The sequence below is a fragment of the uncultured Arenimonas sp. genome, assembly GCF_963976025.1.
Classification (GTDB): domain Bacteria; phylum Pseudomonadota; class Gammaproteobacteria; order Xanthomonadales; family Xanthomonadaceae; genus Arenimonas.
Genome location: NZ_CAXBJS010000044.1, coordinates 1 through 18,879 on the forward strand (window position 1 = coordinate 1; position 18,879 = coordinate 18,879).

General features: G+C 69.0%; 23 protein-coding genes, 1 tRNA gene and 1 other RNA gene. 14 read left to right on the plus strand and 11 right to left on the minus strand.

Going from position 1 to position 18,879, the window contains the following annotated elements; genetic code table 11:
• The first annotated feature begins 191 nt into the window (after nt 1–191).
• Genes pdsR through AACZ35_RS05255 form a run of 9 tightly spaced genes read left to right on the plus strand, consistent with a single transcriptional unit; the run spans nt 192 to nt 9,661 of the window.
• A complete protein-coding gene (pdsR, locus tag AACZ35_RS05215) occupies nt 192–881 on the plus strand; it encodes a proteobacterial dedicated sortase system response regulator (protein ID WP_339826819.1) in 690 nt (229 codons plus the stop codon).
• A gap of 7 nt (nt 882–888) precedes the next feature.
• The gene (locus tag AACZ35_RS05220; RefSeq protein WP_339826821.1) at nt 889–2,898 is read left to right on the plus strand and encodes an ATP-binding protein; all 2,010 of its coding nucleotides are present in this window, start codon (nt 889–891) and stop codon (nt 2,896–2,898) included.
• Nucleotides 2,899–2,947: 49 nt separating this feature from the next.
• Complete coding sequence (gene trpE, locus AACZ35_RS05225; protein WP_339826823.1) at nt 2,948–4,423, plus strand: anthranilate synthase component I; 1,476 nt, start codon at nt 2,948–2,950, stop codon at nt 4,421–4,423.
• A 10-nt stretch (nt 4,424–4,433) separates the two neighbouring features.
• Nucleotides 4,434–6,158, plus strand: a complete 1,725-nt coding sequence (locus AACZ35_RS05230) for a diguanylate cyclase (protein WP_339826825.1) — start codon at nt 4,434–4,436, stop codon at nt 6,156–6,158.
• A 49-nt stretch (nt 6,159–6,207) separates the two neighbouring features.
• Entirely contained in the window at nt 6,208–6,795 is a 588-nt protein-coding gene (locus AACZ35_RS05235) for an aminodeoxychorismate/anthranilate synthase component II (protein ID WP_339826827.1), read from the plus strand.
• Between the two features lie 23 nt (nt 6,796–6,818).
• A complete protein-coding gene (trpD, locus tag AACZ35_RS05240; RefSeq protein ID WP_339826829.1) occupies nt 6,819–7,853 on the plus strand; it encodes an anthranilate phosphoribosyltransferase in 1,035 nt (344 codons plus the stop codon).
• A gap of 5 nt (nt 7,854–7,858) precedes the next feature.
• Nucleotides 7,859–8,209: an antibiotic biosynthesis monooxygenase gene (locus AACZ35_RS05245; protein WP_339826831.1), complete on the plus strand. Its 351-nt coding sequence runs from the start codon at nt 7,859–7,861 to the stop codon at nt 8,207–8,209.
• A complete protein-coding gene (trpC, locus tag AACZ35_RS05250) occupies nt 8,206–8,994 on the plus strand; it encodes an indole-3-glycerol phosphate synthase TrpC (RefSeq protein WP_339826833.1) in 789 nt (262 codons plus the stop codon). The genes AACZ35_RS05245 and trpC overlap by 4 nt, the downstream gene beginning before the upstream one ends.
• Before the next feature lie 4 nt (nt 8,995–8,998).
• Nucleotides 8,999–9,661, plus strand: coding sequence for a haloacid dehalogenase-like hydrolase (locus AACZ35_RS05255; protein WP_339826835.1), 663 nt, complete (start codon nt 8,999–9,001; stop codon nt 9,659–9,661).
• A 1-nt stretch (nt 9,662) separates the two neighbouring features.
• Here AACZ35_RS05255 and AACZ35_RS05260 read toward each other — a convergent pair whose 3' ends face one another.
• Nucleotides 9,663–10,118 carry a GNAT family N-acetyltransferase gene (locus AACZ35_RS05260; protein WP_339826837.1) on the minus strand — a complete coding sequence of 152 codons (456 nt, stop codon included), beginning with the start codon at nt 10,116–10,118 and terminating at the stop codon, nt 9,663–9,665.
• 3 nt (nt 10,119–10,121) lie between these two features.
• Nucleotides 10,122–10,793 (minus strand): cAMP-activated global transcriptional regulator CRP, encoded by a 672-nt coding sequence (gene crp / locus AACZ35_RS05265; protein WP_339826839.1) that lies wholly within the window; start codon nt 10,791–10,793, stop codon nt 10,122–10,124.
• Nucleotides 10,794–10,976: 183 nt separating this feature from the next.
• On the opposite strand from crp, the gene speD reads away from it, so the two are divergent.
• Nucleotides 10,977–11,771, plus strand: a complete 795-nt coding sequence (gene speD / locus AACZ35_RS05270; protein WP_188664428.1) for an adenosylmethionine decarboxylase — start codon at nt 10,977–10,979, stop codon at nt 11,769–11,771.
• Here speD and coq7 read toward each other — a convergent pair.
• Both coq7 and AACZ35_RS05280 read right to left on the minus strand, forming a co-directional pair.
• The gene (gene coq7, locus AACZ35_RS05275) at nt 11,768–12,412 is read right to left on the minus strand and encodes a 2-polyprenyl-3-methyl-6-methoxy-1,4-benzoquinone monooxygenase (protein WP_339826845.1); all 645 of its coding nucleotides are present in this window, start codon (nt 12,410–12,412) and stop codon (nt 11,768–11,770) included. The genes speD and coq7 overlap by 4 nt on opposite strands.
• On the minus strand, nt 12,409–13,578 hold the full coding sequence (locus AACZ35_RS05280) for a (Fe-S)-binding protein (protein WP_339826847.1): 1,170 nt from the start codon (nt 13,576–13,578) through the stop codon (nt 12,409–12,411). Before AACZ35_RS05280 ends, coq7 begins: the two co-directional genes overlap by 4 nt.
• Nucleotides 13,579–13,680: 102 nt before the next feature.
• On the opposite strand from AACZ35_RS05280, the gene rplM reads away from it, so the two are divergent.
• The 4 genes from rplM (at nt 13,681) to AACZ35_RS05300 (ending at nt 15,801) form a co-directional block, all read left to right on the plus strand.
• Nucleotides 13,681–14,121 (plus strand): 50S ribosomal protein L13, encoded by a 441-nt coding sequence (gene rplM, locus AACZ35_RS05285; protein WP_229668537.1) that lies wholly within the window; start codon nt 13,681–13,683, stop codon nt 14,119–14,121.
• A 9-nt stretch (nt 14,122–14,130) separates the two neighbouring features.
• Nucleotides 14,131–14,523, plus strand: a complete 393-nt coding sequence (gene rpsI, locus AACZ35_RS05290) for a 30S ribosomal protein S9 (protein ID WP_188664434.1) — start codon at nt 14,131–14,133, stop codon at nt 14,521–14,523.
• A gap of 30 nt (nt 14,524–14,553) precedes the next feature.
• Nucleotides 14,554–14,627 (plus strand) — tRNA-Gln (locus AACZ35_RS05295).
• A gap of 112 nt (nt 14,628–14,739) precedes the next feature.
• Nucleotides 14,740–15,801 carry a cyclic nucleotide-binding domain-containing protein gene (locus tag AACZ35_RS05300; protein WP_339826852.1) on the plus strand — a complete coding sequence of 354 codons (1,062 nt, stop codon included), beginning with the start codon at nt 14,740–14,742 and terminating at the stop codon, nt 15,799–15,801.
• A 25-nt stretch (nt 15,802–15,826) separates the two neighbouring features.
• Here AACZ35_RS05300 and rpiA read toward each other — a convergent pair whose 3' ends face one another.
• The 7 genes from rpiA to AACZ35_RS05335 all read right to left on the minus strand — a co-directional run.
• Entirely contained in the window at nt 15,827–16,486 is a 660-nt protein-coding gene (rpiA, locus tag AACZ35_RS05305; protein WP_339826854.1) for a ribose-5-phosphate isomerase RpiA, read from the minus strand.
• Nucleotides 16,487–16,969, minus strand: coding sequence for an EVE domain-containing protein (locus tag AACZ35_RS05310; RefSeq protein ID WP_339826862.1), 483 nt, complete (start codon nt 16,967–16,969; stop codon nt 16,487–16,489).
• A complete protein-coding gene (locus AACZ35_RS05315; protein ID WP_339826856.1) occupies nt 16,966–17,547 on the minus strand; it encodes a 5-formyltetrahydrofolate cyclo-ligase in 582 nt (193 codons plus the stop codon). Before AACZ35_RS05315 ends, AACZ35_RS05310 begins: the two co-directional genes overlap by 4 nt.
• 3 nt (nt 17,548–17,550) lie before the next feature.
• Nucleotides 17,551–17,734, minus strand: a non-coding RNA gene (gene ssrS / locus AACZ35_RS05320) — 6S RNA.
• Between the two features lie 41 nt (nt 17,735–17,775).
• Nucleotides 17,776–18,069, minus strand: a complete 294-nt coding sequence (locus tag AACZ35_RS05325; protein ID WP_339826858.1) for a cell division protein ZapA — start codon at nt 18,067–18,069, stop codon at nt 17,776–17,778.
• Nucleotides 18,066–18,287 (minus strand): TIGR02449 family protein, encoded by a 222-nt coding sequence (locus tag AACZ35_RS05330; RefSeq protein WP_188664449.1) that lies wholly within the window; start codon nt 18,285–18,287, stop codon nt 18,066–18,068. Before AACZ35_RS05330 ends, AACZ35_RS05325 begins: the two co-directional genes overlap by 4 nt.
• A gap of 32 nt (nt 18,288–18,319) precedes the next feature.
• Nucleotides 18,320–18,879, minus strand: a 560-nt coding sequence (locus tag AACZ35_RS05335; RefSeq protein ID WP_339826860.1) for an EAL domain-containing protein, incomplete at its 5' end; no start/stop codon positions are given.

Below are 18,879 nucleotides of genomic sequence, written 5' to 3' on the forward strand. Positions count from 1 at the left end.
CGGCGCAGCGATCGGTAGAAGCGGGGTTTGCGGGTTTCGCGCTCGGTCATGGCGGCTCTCCGTGGGGACAGCTGCATCACAGCGCCCCGGCCTGCCCGTCGCGGGGCAGGCCGGGGCAGGGCGCTGACGAGTTGTGGCCATTTGCGGGCAACACATTGCCGGCCCGGTGCCGCTGGCCTAGGCTGGCCGCCATGTCACGCACCGTTGCCATCGTCGAAGACGAACCCGCCATCCGCGACAACTACGCCGATGCCCTGCGCCGGCATGGTTACGGGGTCCTGCCATTCGCCAGCCGCGCCGAGGCCCAGGCGGCCTTCGCGCTGAAGCTGCCCGACCTGGTGATCATCGACGTCGGCCTGGGCGAAGAACCCGAAGGCGGCTTCGACCTGTGCCGGGAGCTGCGCGCGAAGTCGGCGACGCTGCCGATCCTGTTCCTGACCGCGCGTGATTCCGACTTCGACGTCATTTCGGGCCTGCGCCTGGGCGCCGACGACTACCTGAGCAAGGACACCAGCCTGCCCCAGCTCACCGCGCGCATCCACGCGCTGTTCCGGCGCCTGGACTCGCTGGCGGCGCCGCGGGTGAAGGAGCAGGTGTTCCGGCTGCGCGGGCTGACGCTGGAACTCGAGCGCATGCGCGTGACCTGGAACGAGCAGGAAGTCGCGCTCACCGTCACCGAATTCTGGATGGTGCACGCGATGGTGCGTTACCCGGGCCATGTGAAAACGCGCGAGCAGCTGATGCGCGAGGCCCAGGTGGTCGTCGACGACGCCACTATCACGTCCCACATCAAGCGCATCCGCCGCAAGTTCCAGGCGCTCGACCCGGCCTTCGACGACATCGACACCGTGCACGGCGCCGGTTACCGCTGGCGCGCCTGAGTCCGGCATGAGCCTGCGCGCGAAATTGCTGCTGGTCGCCCTGTCGATCCTGGCCCTGCCCTGGGCCGGCTGGCAGTTCGTGCGGCAAATGGAAACGCTGCTGCGCCAGGGCCAGGAGCAGGCGCTGCTTGCTTCGGCCGAAGCCCTCGCGCGCGGCGTTGCCGTGCGCCCGGGTGGCCTGCCGGCGGCGGGCGACAGCTGGTTCGTGCATCCGCTGGACTTCGCGCCGCGGCTCGACGGCGAGGACAGCGACTGGCGCGGCGCCACCGCGGTGCCGCTGGCCTTCGGTGCGCCGCGACCCTGGGTGCGTGTCGTTGCCGGCCGCGCCAATGAACGCCTGCACCTGTGGATTTCCGTGGACGACACCAGCGCGCAGCGCGGCGACGCCCATTGGCCGGCCGACCTGGCTTTCGACCGCCTGCACCTGCGGCTGCAGGGACGCGGCGGCGACCTGGCGCTGCGCCTGGCCAATGCCAGCCCGGGCGAGCTGCGCGTTGCCGGTGAAGACGGCCTGCCGCCACCCGTGCGTGTCGAAGGCGCCTGGCGCGAGCGCGAGGGCGGTTATGACATCGAGCTGGCCCTGCCGCAGGACTTCAGCGTCCGCGCGATCGGGCTGCGGGTGCAGGACGTGGACGCAGGCGGCGAGAAACGTTTCGCCGGCACGCTGGATGCGGCCGGCCAGGTCAGGCCGGCGCCGCTGCACGGCTTCCTGGCCTCGCTCGAGCCGGCGCTGCAGGCCCTGGCGCCCGAAGGCATGCGCGTGCGCGTGGCCGACCGCGAGGGTTGGGTGCTGGCCCGGGCCGGCGAACTTCGCGCCGATGAATCCGAAGAAGACATCCTGCCCTGGCGGCGCGGCCTGTACCGGGCCCTGCTGTTCCGCGACGTCACCGCCACGGCCGACGAACCGCCCATGGCGCGCCGGCTGGTGCGCGCCGAAGTGGCCCGCGCCGTGGCCGGCACGCCGGCCGTGGCCTGGCGCCGCGATCCGGCCGGCGCCCGGCTGCTCCTGTCGGCGGCGGTGCCGCTGGAAGTAGCGGGGCAAACGCGCGGCGCGCTGCTGATCGAACGCTCCAACTCCGAAGTGCTGCTGCTCACCGACCAGGCGTTTTCCGGCCTGCTGGGCGTCAGCCTGGTCGCCTTCCTGGCTTCGGGCGGCATCATCCTGCTATTTGCCACGCGCCTGGGCCAGCGCATCCGCCGCCTGCGCGACGCCGCCGAACACGCGCTCGACCGCGAGGGCCGGGTCACGCCCTTCCCGCGCACGAACGCCCGCGACGAGATCGGCGACCTCTCGCGCAGCTTCGCCCGCCTGCTCGACCAGGTGGCGGCGTACACCGACTACCTGCGTTCGCTGTCGGGCAAACTTTCGCATGAGCTGAACACGCCGCTGGCGATCGTGCGCACCTCGCTCGACAACCTCGACGACGCCCGGCTCGACCCGCAGGCGCGGGTGGTGGTGGCGCGCGCCCGCGACGGCGTCGAACGCATGGGCCACCTGGTGCGCACGATGAGCGAGGTCACCCGCATCGAACACGCCATCGAAGCCGCCGAGGCCGAAGACCTGGACCTGCACGCGCTGCTGCGCGGCTGCGCCGAAGCCTACGAAGCCCTGCTGGCGCCGCGCTCGCTGCAGCTTGAGCTTCCCGCCGGCCCGCTGCCGCTGCGCGCGGCGCCGGAGCTGCTGGTGCAGGCCCTGGACAAGCTGGTGGACAACGCCCGCGGCTTCACGCCCGAAGCGGGCTGGGTGCGGCTGTCGGCGGCCCGGGAAGAGGGCGGCGTGCGCATCGCCCTGGCCAACCAGGGGCCGCTGCTGCCGGAAACCATGCGCGGCCGCCTGTTCGACTCGCTGGTTAGCCTGCGCGACAGCTCCCAGCGCGCCGAGGGCGCCGCCCACCTGGGCTTCGGCCTGTACGTGGTGCGCCTGGTGGCCGACCTGCACCGAGGCCACGCCGAGGCCCGCAACCTGCCGGCCGGCGACGGCGTCGAGTTCGTGCTTCACCTGCGCGGCATGCCCTGAGCCAAACGCGGCGGATATACTCGGGGCCTGCCAAACATGGGCGCCGTGCGTGATTTCCGCCGAACAATTCCAGACCCTGGCCCAGGCCGGCCACAACCGCATCCCGGTAGTGCGCGAGGTGCTTTCCGACCTTGACACCCCGCTGTCGGTGTACCTGAAGCTGGCCGACGGCTCGCATACCTACCTGTTCGAGTCCGTCGAGGGCGGCGAGACCTGGGGCCGGTATTCGATCATCGGCCTGCCGGCGCGCCGCACCTATACCTTCCGCGGCCACCAGCTGGAGGTTCGCGAACATGGCGAAGTGGTGGAAACCCGCACGCTCGAAGACCCCCTGGCCGAAGTCGACCGCCTGCGCGCCTCGTTCAAGGTGCCGCGCATTCCCGAGCTGCCCGGTTTCACCGGCGGCTTGGTCGGCTATTTCGGCTTCGAGACCATCGGCTGGATCGAATCGCGGCTGGCCGGCGGCGACAAGCCCGACCAGCTGGGCACGCCCGATGCGCTGCTGATGCTCAGCGAAGAACTGGCGGTGTTCGACAACCTCAAGGGCCGCCTGTACCTGGTGGTGCACGCCAACCCGGAAGAACCGCAGGCCTATGCCCGCGCCGTGCGCCGGCTCGATGAACTGGTGCACCGCCTTCGCCATTCAGGCCGCAGCTATCCCGACGTGCTCGATCCTTCGCTGCTGCAGGAGCAGGACTTCGTCTCCGGCTTCACCCGCGAAGGTTTCCTGGCGGCGGTGGAGCGCTGCAAGGAATACATCCGCGCCGGCGACATCTTCCAGGTGGTGCTCAGCCAGCGCATGAGCGTGCCCTTCCGGGCCCGGCCGGTGGACGTGTACCGGGCGCTGCGCGCGCTCAATCCGTCGCCCTATATGTATTTCCTGGACCTGGGCGACACCCAGGTGGTGGGCAGTTCGCCCGAGATCCTGGTGCGCCTGCAGGGCGGCGAAGTGACGGTGCGGCCGATCGCCGGCACGCGCCCGCGCGGCGACACGCCCGAGGCCGACGCCGCGCTCGAGGCCGAGCTGCTGGCCGACCCCAAGGAGCGCGCCGAACACCTGATGCTGATCGACCTGGGCCGCAACGACGTCGGCCGCGTCGCCACCCCGGGCAGCGTCACCGTGCCCGACCGGTTCATCATCGAACGTTATTCGCACGTCATGCACATCGTCAGCGAAGTGCGCGGCCAGCTGCAGCCGGGCCTTGGTTTCGCCGACGTCATCAAGGCCACGTTCCCGGCCGGAACCGTCAGCGGCGCGCCGAAGATCCGCGCGCTGGAAGTCATCCGCGAGCTCGAGCCGGTCAAGCGCAACATCTATTCCGGCGCCGTCGGGTACCTCAACTGGTGGGGCGACGCCGACACCGCCATCGCCATCCGCACCGCCGTCATCCAGGACGGCCGCCTGCACGTGCAGGCCGGCGCCGGCATCGTGCACGACTCCGACCCGCAGAAAGAGTGGGAAGAAACGATGAACAAGGGCAGGGCGCTTTTCCGTGCCGTCGCCCAGGCCGCCGGCGGTCTCTGAGGCGCACCGGGTGGAAGCATTCCTTCGCTACTTCCGCCCCAGGTCCACCGGACTGCGGCTGTGGCTGGCGCTCAGCTTCGGCGCGCTCGCGATCGCCCTGGTGGGCGTGCTGGCCTGGCGGGTTGAACGCGTCGCCACCGACAAGCTGCAGGAGGACATCGGCCTGCGCCTGCAAACCCGCGCCCAGGCCCTGGCCGGCCGGCTCGATCGTGGCCTCTTCGAGCGCCTCAACGACATGCGCGCGCTGGCGCTGATGCCGATGCTCGACGACCCGGCCGGCAGCGAAGATGCGCTGCGCGACCTGTTCGACCTGATGCAGCTCAACTACCCGGACTACGTCTGGATCGGCGTGGCCGATGCCGATGGCCGGGTGCAAATTGCCAACCGCGGCCTGCTCGAAGGCGCGGACGTTTCGCAGCGTCCCTGGTTCGTGGGTGCGCGCCGGGAGCCCTACGTCGGCGACCTGCACGATGCGCAGATGCTGTCGAAGCTGGTGCCCGGCCCCGGCGGCGAAGCGCTGCGCCTGGTGGATGTCGCGGCGCCCATCCACGACAGCCACGGCGTGGTTACCGGCGTGTTGGGTGCGCACCTGTCCTGGCACTGGGCCGAAGGCCTGCGCCAGGACCAGATGGCGGCCAACGACCCGGTGGAGGTTTTTTTCCTCAATGCGGCCGGCGAAGTGATCATGGGGCCCGACGGGATTCGCGGCCAGGTGCTGCAGGTGCCCAGCGCCCGCGCCGTGCGCCAGGGAAAACGCGGCGCGCTGCTGGAAACCTGGCCCGACGGCGAGGCTTACCTCACCGGCTACGTGCCCACCCAGGGTTACGAGTCCTACGCGGGTCTGGGCTGGACGGTGCTGGTGCGCAAGCAGGCCCGGCAGGCCTTCGAACCGGTGCAGGAACTGCGTCGCGAGATATTCGTGGCCGCCATCGTCGTCACCGTCCTGTTCCTGGCGCTGGGCACGCTGATGGCGCGCAGGATCGGCGCGCCCCTGCACGCCCTGTCCCTGGCCGCGCGGCGCATCCAGGCGCGCGAACCCGGCGCCGCGTTTCCGCCCGAGCGCGGCTACCGCGAGGCGCGTGAGCTCACCCTGGCCCTGCGTGGCCTGGTGGACGACCTGACTCAGCACGAGCGCGAGCTAACCGACATGACGGCCAGCCTGGAACAGCGCGTGCGCGAACGCACCCAGGCCCTGAGCGAAGCCAATGCCCAGCTCGAAGTGCTGGCCATGACCGACGCCCTGACCGGCCTGTCCAACCGCCGCCACTTCGGCGACCAGCTGGCGCGCGAAACCACCCGCGCCGCGGAAACCGGCCGGCCGCTGAGCCTGCTGACGATGGATATCGACCGCTTCAAGGCCATCAACGATCAGCACGGGCACCCCGCCGGCGACGCGGTGCTGCGCCGTGTGGCGCTGCTGCTGGAAGAACAGGTGCGCGGCAGCGACCTGCTGGCGCGCATCGGCGGCGAAGAGTTCGCGGTGCTCGCCGTGGACACCGGCCTGATCGAAGCCAACCAGCTGGCCGAACGCCTGCGCGCCGCCATCGAGAACGCCGGGTCGATTGCCGTCGGCCACGCGTCTATAGAAGTGACGATCAGCCTGGGCGTGGTGACCCGCCGCATCCAGGTCGGCGAACTGGCCCGCGCCCCCGAACGCCTGCTCGCCGCCGCCGACGACGCCCTCTACCGGGCCAAGCGCAACGGCCGCAACCGGGTTGAAGTGGCGCCGGGGTGAGGCGGCAGGCCGTATAATCGGCGGCTTCCCGGGTTTCGCAAGTGCCGCCATGCTGTTGATGATCGACAACTACGACAGCTTCACCTACAACCTCGTGCAGTACCTGGGTGAGCTGGGGCAGGACGTGAAGGTGGTGCGCAACGACGAGCTGACCGTGGCCCAGATCGCGGCCCTGGCGCCCGAGCGCATCGTCATTTCGCCGGGTCCGTGCACGCCCAACGAGGCCGGCGTGTCGCTGGAAGTGCTGGAAAAACTGGCGGGCCAGATGCCGATCCTGGGCGTCTGCCTGGGCCACCAGAGCCTGGGCCAGGCCTTCGGCGGCAAGGTGGTGCGGGCCCGCACGATCATGCACGGCAAGACCTCGCCGATCCGGCACAAGGGCCTGGGCGTGTTCGCCGGCCTGCCCGATCCCTTCGAAGCCACCCGCTACCATTCGCTGGTGGTGGAAAAGGGCTCGCTGCCCGACTGCCTGGAAATCACCGCCTGGACGGAAAATCCCGACGGTTCGATGGACGAGATCATGGGCCTGCGGCACAAGGCGCTGCTGGTCGAAGGCGTGCAGTTCCACCCCGAATCGATACTCACGCAGCATGGGCACGACATGCTGCGAAACTTCCTTCAGGCCAGTCGCGCCTGAAGGCGCTCCTACAGGTGATGCCGATGCCGATCAATCCGCAGGATGCGCTACAGCGCATCATCGAGAACCGCGAGATCTTTCACGACGAAATGGTCGACCTGATGCGCCAGGTGATGCGCGGCGAAGTCTCGCCCGTGCTCACCGCTGCCATCCTGTCGGGCCTGCGCGTGAAGAAGGAAACCGTCGGCGAGATCGCCGGCGCCGCGCGGGTCATGCGCGAATTCTCGGCCAAGGTGACCGTTCCCGACGCCCATAATTTCGTTGATATCGTCGGCACCGGTGGCGACGGTTCGCACACCTTCAACATTTCCACCGCCAGCATGTTCGTGGTGGCCGCGGCCGGCGCCAAGGTGGCCAAACACGGCAACCGCAGCGTCTCGTCCAAGTCCGGCAGCGCCGACGTGCTCGAAGCCCTGGGCGCGGTGATCGAACTGCAGCCCGACCAGGTTTCGGCCTGCATCGCGCAGACCGGCATGGGCTTCATGTTCGCGCCCATCCACCACCCGGCCATGAAAAACGTGGCGCCGGTGCGCAAGGAAATGGGCGTGCGCACCCTGTTCAACATCCTGGGCCCGCTGACCAATCCCGCCGACGCGCCGAACATCCTGATGGGCGTGTTCCATCCCGACCTGGTCGGCATCCAGGTGCGCGTGCTGCAGCGCCTGGGCGCCAAGCGCGCGATGGTGGTCTGGGGCCGCGACGGCATGGACGAAATTTCGCTCGGCGGCGCCACCATGGTCGGCGAGCTGCGTGGCAACGAAGTGGTGGAATACGAAATCCACCCCGAAGACTTCGGTATCCCGATGGCCGCCAGCCGCAACCTGCGCGTCGAAAACGCCGACCAGTCGCGCGAGATGCTGCTTGAGGCGCTGGACGGCAAGGACGGCCTGCCGCGGGAAATCGTCGCGCTAAACGCCGGCGCCGCGCTGTACGCCGCCGGTCGTGCGGTGTCCATCGCCGACGGCATCGGCCAGGCCCGCGCCGCGCTCGAAGGCGGCAAGGCCCGCGCCAAGCTCGATGAATTTGTTGCGGCCACCCGCCGCCTGGCCGGGAACTGAGCGCCATGTCCGAGCGATTCGCCCGCACGCCCAAGCCGCCGTATTACGCGGTGATCTTCGCCAACCAGCGCACCCCGGGCGACGACGGCTACGGCGCCACCGCCGACCGCATGGTCGAGCTGGCCTCGAAGCAGCCGGGATTCCTCGGCATCGAAAGCACGCGCGACGAGGCCGGCTTCGGCATCACCGTCAGCTACTGGGAATCCGAAGCCGCCATCGCCGCCTGGCGCGCCGACGCCGAACACGCCGACGCCCGACGCGACGGCCGCGAACGCTGGTACGAACATTTCGAACTGCGCGTGGCCAAGGTGGAACGCGCCTACGGCGGCCCGGCGCGACGCGGGGAAGGCGCATGAGCGACATCCTGCAGACCATCCTGGCCCGCAAGGCCGTCGAGGTCGCCGAACGCTCGGCGAAGCTGCCGCTGGCCGAACTCATTGCGCGCCAGGCCGACGCGCCGGCGCCGCGCGGTTTTGCCGCGGCGCTTCAGGCCAAGGTCGCCGCCGGCCTGCCGGCGGTCATCGCCGAAGTGAAGAAGGCCAGCCCCAGCAAAGGCGTCATCCGTCCGGACTTCCGCCCGGCCGACATCGCCGCCAGCTACGAACGCGGCGGCGCCGCCTGCCTGTCGGTGCTCACCGACGTGGACTTTTTCCAGGGCGCCGATGCGTACCTGCAGCAGGCCCGCGCGGCCTGTTCGCTGCCGGTGCTGCGCAAGGACTTCGTGGTCGATGCCTACCAGGTGCACGAAGCCCGCGTGCTGGGCGCCGACTGCATCCTGCTGATCGTCGCGGCACTGGACGACGCGGCCCTGGGCCGGCTGGCGAACCTGGCCCTGGAACTGGGCATGGACGTGCTGGTGGAAGTGCACGACATCGACGAACTCGAGCGCGCGCTGCAGGTGGGCGCGCCGCTGGTGGGCATCAACACCCGCAGCCTGCGCACCTTCGAGGTATCGCTCGACACCACGCTGGACCTGAAGCCGGCGGTGCCGGCCGACCGCCTGCTGGTCACCGAGAGTGGCATCGCCACGCGCGAGGACGTCGCGCGCATGCGCAGCAACGGCGTCAACGCCTTCCTGGTGGGCGAGAGCTTCATGCGCGCCGACGACCCGGGCGCCGAACTGGCCAGGTTGTTCGGCTGAAACCATGCCCGGTCGCGCCGCCACCGTCCTGTTCGATTTCGACGGCACGCTGGTGCGCGGCGACTGCGCGGCGGCCTGGCTGCGCGACCTGCTGGCCAGCCACCCGCTGCGGCGGCTGCTGGCGGGCGCGAGTTTCCCGGTGCTCAAACCGGCCTTCGGCTGGTGGCGCGTGGCCTGGATGCCGGCCAGCTTCTACACCTGGCTGGCCACGGTGGGGCGCACCGACGAGGCCCTGGCCGAGGCCCGCGAAGATTTCCTGCGCCTGTGCGCCGCGCGCCGCGACCAGCTGCTGATCGCACCGGCGGTGGCCCGCCTGCATGCCCATCTGGCCCTGGGTGACCCGGTGGTGATCGTCACCGGCGCCGAGGCCGGCCTGGCGCGTTCGCTGTGGCGGGCCCTGGGCCAGCCCGACGTACCGGTGGTGGGTTCGAGTGTGCGCCCCGCGCTGGGCGGTTACATCGGCGCCGAGCACACGGTGGGTCCGCGCAAGCTGCAGGCGCTCGAGCGCCTGGGCATCCACCCGCCCTTCGCCGCGGTGTATTCCGACAGCGCCATCGATTTGCCGCTGCTGTGCGAAACCGCGCGCCCGGTGCTGGTCCAGCCCGACCCGCGCAACCTGGCCCTGGTGGAAAAGCGCCTTCGCGGCGCCTACGAAACCCTGCTTTGAATCAGGCGCCGAGGCGCTTCAGGAAACGCAGCGCCCCGTCTTCGTAGCCGCAGGCGCGGTAGAAGTCGTGCGCTTCGGCGCGCTGGGCACCCGAGGTGAGTTCGATGCGGGCGGCGCCGGCCTGGCGGGCGCGCTGTTCAGCTTCGCGCAGCAGCATGCGGCCCACGCCCTGGCGCTGTTCACCGGACGAGACCGCCAGCGCCGTGATCCGGCAGGTTGGCCCGCCCAGCGGGAGGTAGTAGCGGATATCCAGGGCCAGCAGGCCCACCAGGCAGCCGTGGCGGTCGGCGACCAGCACCTGCTGGCCTTCTTCGGCCAACGCGCGCAGCCGGCCGGCGGCCTCGTCGCGGTCGCAGGGATAACCCAGCACGCCCAGCAGGGTGGCTACGCCGCTTGCGTCCTGCGCGGCCGCCGGCCGCACCAGCAGGGTGTCGGTGCCGGGGGCCAGGCGTGCCATCGCTCAGCGGGTGCCGTAAACCACGACGGTCTTGCCGCGGGCGTGCAGCAGGCCCTGTTCCTGCAGCTGCTTGAGCACCCGACCGGCCATTTCGCGGCTGCAGCCGACGATGCGCGCCAGTTCCTGGCGCGAGACGCGGATCTGGGTGCCCTGCGGGTGCGAGAGTGCGTCCGGTTCCTGGCACAGGTCGTGCAGCGTGCGGATGATGCGTCCGCTCACGTCCAGGAAGGCCAGGCGGCTGGCCTTGCGGCTGGTGTCCAGTAAACGCTTGGAAAGCTGCAGGCCGATCGCGTACAGGATGCGCGGGCATTCGGCCGCCAGCGGGCCGGCGAACAGCTGGTGCAGGCGGTCGTAGTTGATTTCGGCCAGCTCGCAGGGGCTGCGGGTGCGCACCACCACCGCGCGGGCGTCGGCGGCGAAGAACAGGCCCATTTCGCCGATGAACTCGCCGGCGTTCACGTAGCCCAGGATCAGCTCGCGGCCGTCGGGCTCTTCGCTGACCACCGACAGCGAGCCGCTGACCACGTAATAAAGCGACGTGGCGGGCGCCCCGGGGCGGAAGACATCGTTGCGGGAGGGGTAGCGGCGCCGGTGGCAGTGGTCCAGGAACCGGCTGAACGTGGCGGCATCGGGCGCCAACGGGCTGTTGACCACCTTGTGCGGCTGGATCGGCATCGGCGAAGTCCTTTCCTGCGCCATGGCGCGTCCTCGACTGGCTGTAAAGCGTTCAGATTAGGCTGTCGTGGCGCTATCGGCAATGCCGGCGCCGGCCCGGCCGGGCCAAGGTTTCCCCCGGGGGGCATTTGGCCGATAATGCCCGCCCTCCGCTCCACCCCCTCCGCACGCAGGAAAGCCATCGTGGTCAAGCCGCTTCCCCGCCTCAGGCTCCAGGGTTTCAACAACCTGACCAAGGCCTTGAGCTTCAACATCTACGACGTCTGCTACGCCGTGTCGGAAGAACAGCGCCAGCGCTACATCGAGTACATCGACGAAGCCTACAACGCCGAGCGCCTTACCCAGATCCTGACCGACGTGGCCGAGATCATCGGCGCCAACATCCTGAACGTGGCCCGCCAGGACTACGACCCCCAGGGTGCCTCGGTGACGATCCTGATTTCCGAAGAGCCGGTGATCGACAAGAAGGCCGCGGGCAAGGAAATCATTTCCGACGCCGTGGTGGCGCACCTGGACAAGTCGCACATCACCGTGCACACCTATCCGGAAACCCACCCGCACAACGGCATCGCCACCTTCCGCGCCGACATCGACGTGGCCACCTGCGGCGTCATTTCGCCGCTGAAGGCCCTGAATTACCTGATCGAAAGCTTCGAGTCCGACATCGTGGTCATGGACTACCGCGTGCGCGGCTTCACCCGCGACGTGAAGGGCACCAAGCACTACATCGACCACAAGATCAATTCGATCCAGGACTTCATGTCCAAGCCGATCAAGTCGCGCTACGAGATGATCGACGTCAACGTGTACCAGGAAAACCTGTTCCACACGAAGATGCATCTCAAGGAGTTCGACCTCGACACCTACCTGTTCGAGGAAAAAGCCAAGAACCTGGGCTTCAAGGACCGCATGCGCATCGAGTCCCAGCTCAAGCGCGAGATCGTCGAACTCTTCAACGGCCGCAACCTCGCCGATTAGGCGCGGTAGGCAACGGCCTTCATCAGGCGCGACGACAGCGCCATCAGGGTCGGGATCGGCTGGGGCAGGATGCGGGCGCCGGCCTGCTGGGCATTGTCGGCGTGGCGGGCCTCGTCGGCCTTCATGGTGCGCAGGATGGCGCGGCTGCGCTCATCGCCAGGGGGCAGGGTCTGCAGGTGCTCTTCCAGGTGGGCTTCCACCTGGCGTTCGGTTTCCACCACGAAACCCAGGTTCCAGCCGTCGCCGCGCAGGCCGGCGGCCAGGCCGATGGCGTAGCTGCCGGCATACCAGAGCGGATTGAAGACGCTGGGCCGGCTGTCGAGCTCGGCCAGGCGGTCGCCGCACCAGGCCAGGTGGTCGGTTTCTTCCTGGGCGGCGTGCTGCAGGTGCTGGCGCGTGGTTTCATCGCGCGCCACCGCCGCCTGGCCCAGGTACAGCGCCTGAGCGCAGACCTCGCCGGTGTGGTTGATGCGCATCAGGCCGGCCGCGTGGCGGCGGTCGGGTTCGGCCAGTTCCGGGTCGGGCAGGCTGCCGGCCGGGTTCGGCCGTTCCGCATGGGCCTGGCCCAGGCTGGTGCCCAGGGCGTGCTGGAACTCGATGATCAGGCGGTCGAAAGGGCTGAATTGGCGGGTGATGGTCATGCCAGGTGCTCGGCCAGGAAATCGATGGGGTGTCGGACGCTCATTGTAGTCCCGGCGGCCAGGTGCAGCCGGCAGCCGATGTTGGCCGACAGCAGTTCGCTGGCGCCGGATTCGGCCAGGGCCTGCAGCAGCGGTGCCCGGAAGGCCTCCGCGCGGGCCGGTTCGGCCAGCTGGTGCAGCCCGGCGGCGCCGCAGCAGCCGGTGTCGGGCAGTTCCACCAGGTCCAGCCCGGGAATGCGCGCCAGCAGGCGGCGCAGGGCCGCGTCCGAGCGCACCACGCTGCGCTGGGTGCAGGGCAGGTGCAGGGCCACCCGCCGGGCGGCGGGCCGGAAACGCAGCCGGTCGCCGGTTTCGTCGAGCAGCACGAGCGGGTCCTCGACCCGGCCCACGCCGTCCAGGCTGCGGGCCAGGGTGTCGTGGCAGCCCGAGGCCAGGCAAAGCACGCGTTCATGGCCGGCAAACGCCAGCCGGTTGGCCTGGGCCAGCGTGGCCGCGCCGCTGGCATCACCGGCATGGGCCGCGGCTGCGCCGCAGCAGCCCTGGCCCGGAGGCACGACGCTGGCCAGCCCGGCCGCAGCCAGCAGGCGCGACAGGGCCTCGCGGGTGCCCGCCTCGTGCGGACGGGCGATGCAGCCCATGAAAAGCGCCACCGCCGGGGCTCCGGCCGGGGCCTGGGCGGGTTCCATGCGCACCTCCCGGCGCGGCGGCGGCGGCAGGCCCGCACGCCAGCTGCGCGGCAGGGCCCAGGCCAGCGGTCGCTGCAGCCTTATAAGGAAGGCAAGCAGCCGGGGCCGGGCCAGCAGCGCCAGCGCGGCGCGGATTCGCGGCGCCAGGGGCTTCCGGGCGGCCTGCAGGGCGCGGGCGCCCACAAGCAGTTCGCCGTAGCGCACGCCGGCCGGGCAGGCGGCTTCGCAGCGGCGGCAGCCCAGGCAATGGTCGAGATGGGCGTCGCCGACGGGGCCCGGGGCCATCTGGCCCGAAGCCAGGGCGCGCACGTAGGCGATCCGGCCCCGGGGGGACTCGGCCTCGCTGCGGTCGAGCTGGTAGGTGGGGCAGTGCGGCAGGCACAATCCGCACTGCACGCACTGGTCCGCCAGCGCCAGCAGGGGCGCGGCGCCCGGCGCCCCGGGCGGGGAAGGGCGGGCCAGGGGCGGCGTGGCGGGCATGCGGCAGATGCTAACACGGGGTTAAAACGGGCTTGCACGCAGGCCAAAGGGCGGATATCATTCCGCTTCTTTCAACCCCGATTTCTATCTTTTGGAGCCGTCATGAAGTCCATGACCGTCAGCGCCAACGCCCAGACCGTCAAGCAAGACTGGTATGTGGTCGATGCCAGCGGCAAGACCCTGGGCCGCCTGTGCTCGGAACTCGCGCGTCGCCTGCGCGGCAAGCACAAGCCGGAATACACCCCGCACGTTGATACGGGTGACTACCTCGTCGTGATCAACGCCGAGAAGATCCACGTCACCGGCAACAAGATGCAGGACAAGAAGTACCACCGCTTCACCGGCTACGTCGGCAACCTCAAGACCCAGTCCCTGGGCCAGGTGCTCGACGCCCATCCGGAGCGCGTGATCGAAATCGGCGTCAAGGGCATGCTGCCCAAGAATCCGCTCGGTCGTGCCATGTACCGGAAGCTCAAGGTGTACAAGGGCTCCGAACATCCGCATTCCGCCCAGCAGCCGCAGGCGCTGGACTTCAAGGCTTAAGGCATCTTTATGGCTACCCAGCAGAACTACGGCACCGGCCGTCGCAAGTCCTCCACCGCCCGCGTCTTCATGCGCTCGGGCAGCGGCAAGATCGTCGTCAACGGCCGTCCGGTCGACGAGTTCTTCGGTCGCGAGACTTCGCGCATGATCGTGCGCCAGCCGCTCGTGGTCAGCGACATGGCTGACAAGTTCGACTTCACCGTCACGGTCGAGGGCGGTGGCATCACCGGCCAGGCCGGCGCCATCCGCCTGGGCATCGCCCGCGCGCTGGTCGAGTACAACGACACGCTCAAGCCCGACCTGCGCAAGGCCGGCCTGATGACCCGCGACGCCCGCGAAGTCGAGCGCAAGAAGGTCGGCCTGCACAAGGCTCGCCGCGCCACCCAGTTCTCGAAGCGCTAATAACTTCGTAAACTGGCGCGGTCCCGGAATTGGGGGATCGTCTAATGGTAGGACTGCAGACTCTGACTCTGCCTATCTAGGTTCGAATCCTAGTCCCCCAGCCAAATTGAAAAGGGGCTCCCGAAAGGGGGCCCTTTTTCATTTTTGGCACCAGTGCTACCGCTTTCGCCCCGCCCGGCGATAGACTCGGGTGCAATTGCTCCCGGAGCCTGCCCCATGCCCGTCCCCGCTACCGAACTCGCCCGCCTCTTTCCGCTGGAGTCCCTGCGCCAGGAAACCCGGGACCAGCTGGCCCGCGAGGCCCTGGTGTCGGAGTACCAGCGCGGCGACAACGTCTTCGAAGTCGGCGACCTGGACGACGACACCATCTACCTGCTCGAAGGCGAACTTCGCTGCGTGTACCCGGACGGCCGCAACGTGGCCCACATTGCCTCGGCGCCGCACGGGCGCTATTCGCTCAATGATGCGATCCCGCGCCGGTTCACGGCCAAGGTCATGTCGTCCCGGGCCAAGGTGATGCGCGTGGACCGGCGTTACCTGGAAAAGCTGATCACCTGGGACCAGCTCAGCCGCGACGAGAACTACCGGCACTTCGGCAGTGCGCCGGGCGGCAACGACTGGGTGTTCCGGCTGCTGCGCGCGCCGGCGTTCGCGCGCCTGCCGACGGGCAACATCGAGAAAATGTTCCAGATGTTCGAGCCGGTGACGGTCAAGCCCAGCGAAATCGTGATGCGCGAGGGCGACCCGGCCGACTATTTCTACGTGGTGCGCTCGGGCACGGCCTCGGTATCGAAGTACCTGGACGGGGCGCCGCAGGTGGTGGCCTACCTGCGCGAGGGCGATACCTTCGGCGAGGACGCGCTGCTCTCGAACCTGCCGCGCAATGCAACGGTGCGCATGATGCAGGGCGGGCAGCTGATGCGGCTGTCGCGCGAGGCCTTCGAGGCGGTGCTGAAGCCGCCGATGCTGTCTTGGGTGCTTCCGGCGGACGCGGCCCGGCAGGTGCAGTCGGGCGCGGTGCTGCTGGACGTGCGCATGCCGGAAGAACACGCGCAGCGTGCGATCGATGGTTCGGTGAACGTGCCGCTGTACCGGCTGCGCGAGGACGTGGACAACGTGTTGTCGCCGGGCGCGCGCGTGGTGGTCTACTGCAACACGGGCGAACGCTCGGCCGCCGCGGCCTTCGTGCTAAAGCGCCTGGGCTACGAAGTAAGCGCCCTGCACGGCGGCCTCGGCGCCATGCTGCGCATGCTGGCCTCCAGCACCCCCGCCGCCTGAAGGCGCTCCTACAGGGGGAGGGTGGTCAGGCGGGGCGGCGGATGGGGCGGACTTCGCCGCCGATGATGACTTCGTCGGCGCCGCGGGCGGCGAACAGGCCGCAGGTGACCACGCCCGGGATCTGGTTGAGCTTGGCTTCCAGGCCCACCGGGTCGGCGATGCGCCAGTGGTGCACGTCCAGGATCCAGTTGCCGTTGTCGGTTACCACGTTTTCGCGCCAGATCGGGTGCCCGTCCATCTTCGCGATCGCACGGGCCACCAGGCTGCGCGCCATCGGGATCACCTCCACCGGCACCGGGAACTCGCCCAGCAGTTCCACCTGCTTGGCCGCGTCGATGATGCAGATGAAGCGGTCGCTCGCCTGCGCGATGATCTTCTCGCGCGTCAGCGCCGCGCCGCCGCCCTTTATCAGCCGGTTGTACGGGTCGCACTCGTCCGCCCCGTCCACGTAAAGCTTCAGCGGCCCCACCGCATTGAGGTCGAACACCGGGATCCCGTGCGATTCAAGCTGCCGCGTGCTTTGCTCCGAGCTCGACACCGCGCCCTCGATCCGGTTTTTAATCCGGGCCAGGCCGTCGATGAAAAACGCCACCGTCGAACCCGTGCCGACGCCGACGACCATGCCGTCCTCGACGTATTCCAGGGCCTTTTCAGCGGCCAGCTTTTTCTGTTCGTCGCGGGACATTTACTGGCCTCCGGCCTTTGCCATCGAAAGGATACGTTTGTACTGCGCCGCGCCCACCGGCATCACCGACAGCCGGTTGCCGCGCCGCAGCAGGGCGAAATCGCCGAATTTTTCCGCCTCGGCCTTCATGGCCTCCAGCGACACCGTGCCGGCGAACTTGCGTTCGAAGCCCACGTCCACCAGCCACCAGCGCGGTTTTTCGGGTTTGCTCTTGGGGTCGTGGTAGTCCGAGCCGCGCTCGAACTGGGTCGGGTCGGGGTAGGGTTCCGATGCCACCCGGGCGATGCCCACCACGCCGGGCACGGCGCAGTTGGAGTGGTAGAACAGGATCGGGACGCCGACCTTCATGTCCTTGAGCATGTAGTTGCGCGCCTGGTAGTTGCGCACGCCGCTCCAGGGTTCGGTGCCGACGCGTTCAAGCGCGTCGATCGAGAACTCGTCGGGTTCGGATTTCATCAGCCAATATTTCATGGCCGCCATTATCGCCCGAACGCGAGCCAATCGAGCTCGGTGGCGACGGCGTCGAGCGGCACGTCCCAGTCTTCGGCCGCCAGTTCAGGTACTTCCTGAAAGGCGTAGGCCACGCCGACCAGCCGCGGCGGGGCCGCAGCCGTGCGCCGGAAGGCGAAGCTGCGGTCGTAATAACCGCCGCCCATGCCAAGGCGGTTGCCGGCCCGGTCGAAGCCCACCAGCGGCAGCAGCACCACGGACATGGCCTCGGGTGCCAGCGTGGACGTGGGTTCGACCTGGGGTTCGGGGATGCCGAAGCGGTTGTTCACCAGCGGGTCGCCGGCGCGCCATGGCGCGAAACGCAGGTGGCCGTCGTCCTGCAGTACCGGCAGGCACCAGACCTGGGCCGGCGCCAGGCGCAGCTGCACGGCGTGCAGGGGCACTTCGCCGCCCACGGCCCAGTAGCCGGCGACGTAGCCGGGTTCACGCAGGTCGGGTTGGGCGGAAACATGGCGCGCCACCGCGTCGGCGGCGGCCAGGCGTTGGCCTGGCGCAAGCGCGGCGCGCCGGGCCTGCAGTTGCCTGCGAAGTTCGGGGCGCGTCGAATTCAAAAGATAGCCTCCACCATGCCGATGCGTGCGAAACGACCTTGATCCCTGGGATCAAGTGGGTACCCGGACCATCGCTTCAGGCTTTCCGCAACAGGGCGGACATGCACACCACTTTGGGCCAGATTCCCGGGTCGTGTTTATGGGACAAGGCGAATGTTAGGCACGCTGTCGGACACGGCAGAGGACTGGCGGGAATTATATGCCCGGCTTTGCCGGAAAGCGTGAACGTCAGCGTGCTGCGTCGAACAGGCCGTCGAGCTTGCGGTTGAGTTCGCCCAGGGTCTGGTTCAGGGCCTGGTCGCGCTGTTCGGACTGGCTGCGCAGCTGCAGCAGTTCGTGGGCCAGGTTCAGCGCCGCCAGCACGGCCACCCGGTCGATGGTGGCCATGCGGTTGCCGCCGCGGATTTCGCGCATGCGGGCATCAAGCAGGTGGGCGGCGGCCGTGAGGCCCTCGCGTTCACCCGGTTCCACGCCCACGGTGTATTCGCGGTCGAGGATCTTGACGTTGACCGGCTCGCTCACGCGTTGTGCTCCAGCGACTTCAGGCGCGCGATCATGGCCTCGACCCGGGACCGGGCCTGTTCGTTCTTGTTGAGCAGGGCGGCGCGTTCGGACACCAGCTGTTCCTGGCCCTGGCGCAGGCTGCGGTTTTCGTCGAGCAGGCGCCGGTGCTGTTCAGCCAAGCGCTCGAAGCGCTCGGCAAGGGCCTGCAGCTGGGCGATCGGGTCGTTGGCGCTCATCGCGGACATCTTGGGCGGGCCTCGGGACGGGGTCAATAAGGCGCCGGGATGGCGGCCACGGTGCCGGGCTGCCAGCTGCGGATGAAGGCCAGGCAGCGGTGGGCGTCCAGCGGCGGCGACAGCCAGAAGCCCTGGATCTCGTCGCAGCCCTGTTCGCGCAGGTAGCTCAGCTGCTGTTCGCTTTCAACGCCCTCGGCGATGACGTTCAGGCCCAGGGAGTGGCCCATGGTGATGACCGTGGCGGTGATCGCCTCGTCGTCGGGGTCCCGGGTGAGGTCGCCGATGAATTCCTTGTCGATCTTGAGTGTGTCGATCGGCAGCCGCTTGAGGTAGACCAGCGACGAATAACCGGTGCCGAAGTCGTCGATGGCCAGGGTGATGCCCAGCTTGCGCAGTTCGTTGAGCACGTGCGTGGTCTGCTCGGCGTTCTGCATCACCATCGATTCGGTGACTTCCAGCTCGATGCGGTTGGCCGGCACGCCCAGGTCCTGGATGAGCCGGCGCAGTTCCTCGGGCAGGTTGCCGCGCAGCAGCTGCAGCACCGAGACGTTCACGCCGACGGAGATTTCGTTCAGGCCGTGCGCGCGCCAGC

What these genes read in the sequence shown, in the direction of transcription:
- AACZ35_RS05330 (WP_188664449.1), bottom strand. Translation starts at nt 18,287, where the DNA reads ATGAGCGCCAACGACCCGATCGCCCAGCTGCAGGCCCTTGCCGAGCGC.
- coq7 (WP_339826845.1), bottom strand. Translation starts at nt 12,412, where the DNA reads ATGACCATCACCCGCCAATTCAGCCCTTTCGACCGCCTGATCATCGAG.
- rpsI (WP_188664434.1), top strand. Translation starts at nt 14,131, where the DNA reads ATGGCTACCCAGCAGAACTACGGCACCGGCCGTCGCAAGTCCTCCACC.
- AACZ35_RS05260 (WP_339826837.1), bottom strand. Translation starts at nt 10,118, where the DNA reads ATGGCACGCCTGGCCCCCGGCACCGACACCCTGCTGGTGCGGCCGGCG.
- AACZ35_RS05235 (WP_339826827.1), top strand. Translation starts at nt 6,208, where the DNA reads ATGCTGTTGATGATCGACAACTACGACAGCTTCACCTACAACCTCGTG.
- trpD (WP_339826829.1), top strand. Translation starts at nt 6,819, where the DNA reads ATGCCGATCAATCCGCAGGATGCGCTACAGCGCATCATCGAGAACCGC.
- trpC (WP_339826833.1), top strand. Translation starts at nt 8,206, where the DNA reads ATGAGCGACATCCTGCAGACCATCCTGGCCCGCAAGGCCGTCGAGGTC.
- AACZ35_RS05245 (WP_339826831.1), top strand. Translation starts at nt 7,859, where the DNA reads ATGTCCGAGCGATTCGCCCGCACGCCCAAGCCGCCGTATTACGCGGTG.
- AACZ35_RS05220 (WP_339826821.1), top strand. Translation starts at nt 889, where the DNA reads ATGAGCCTGCGCGCGAAATTGCTGCTGGTCGCCCTGTCGATCCTGGCC.
- pdsR (WP_339826819.1), top strand. Translation starts at nt 192, where the DNA reads ATGTCACGCACCGTTGCCATCGTCGAAGACGAACCCGCCATCCGCGAC.
- AACZ35_RS05280 (WP_339826847.1), bottom strand. Translation starts at nt 13,578, where the DNA reads ATGCCCGCCACGCCGCCCCTGGCCCGCCCTTCCCCGCCCGGGGCGCCG.
- rpiA (WP_339826854.1), bottom strand. Translation starts at nt 16,486, where the DNA reads ATGTCCCGCGACGAACAGAAAAAGCTGGCCGCTGAAAAGGCCCTGGAA.
- crp (WP_339826839.1), bottom strand. Translation starts at nt 10,793, where the DNA reads ATGCCGATCCAGCCGCACAAGGTGGTCAACAGCCCGTTGGCGCCCGAT.
- rplM (WP_229668537.1), top strand. Translation starts at nt 13,681, where the DNA reads ATGAAGTCCATGACCGTCAGCGCCAACGCCCAGACCGTCAAGCAAGAC.
- AACZ35_RS05255 (WP_339826835.1), top strand. Translation starts at nt 8,999, where the DNA reads ATGCCCGGTCGCGCCGCCACCGTCCTGTTCGATTTCGACGGCACGCTG.
- AACZ35_RS05300 (WP_339826852.1), top strand. Translation starts at nt 14,740, where the DNA reads ATGCCCGTCCCCGCTACCGAACTCGCCCGCCTCTTTCCGCTGGAGTCC.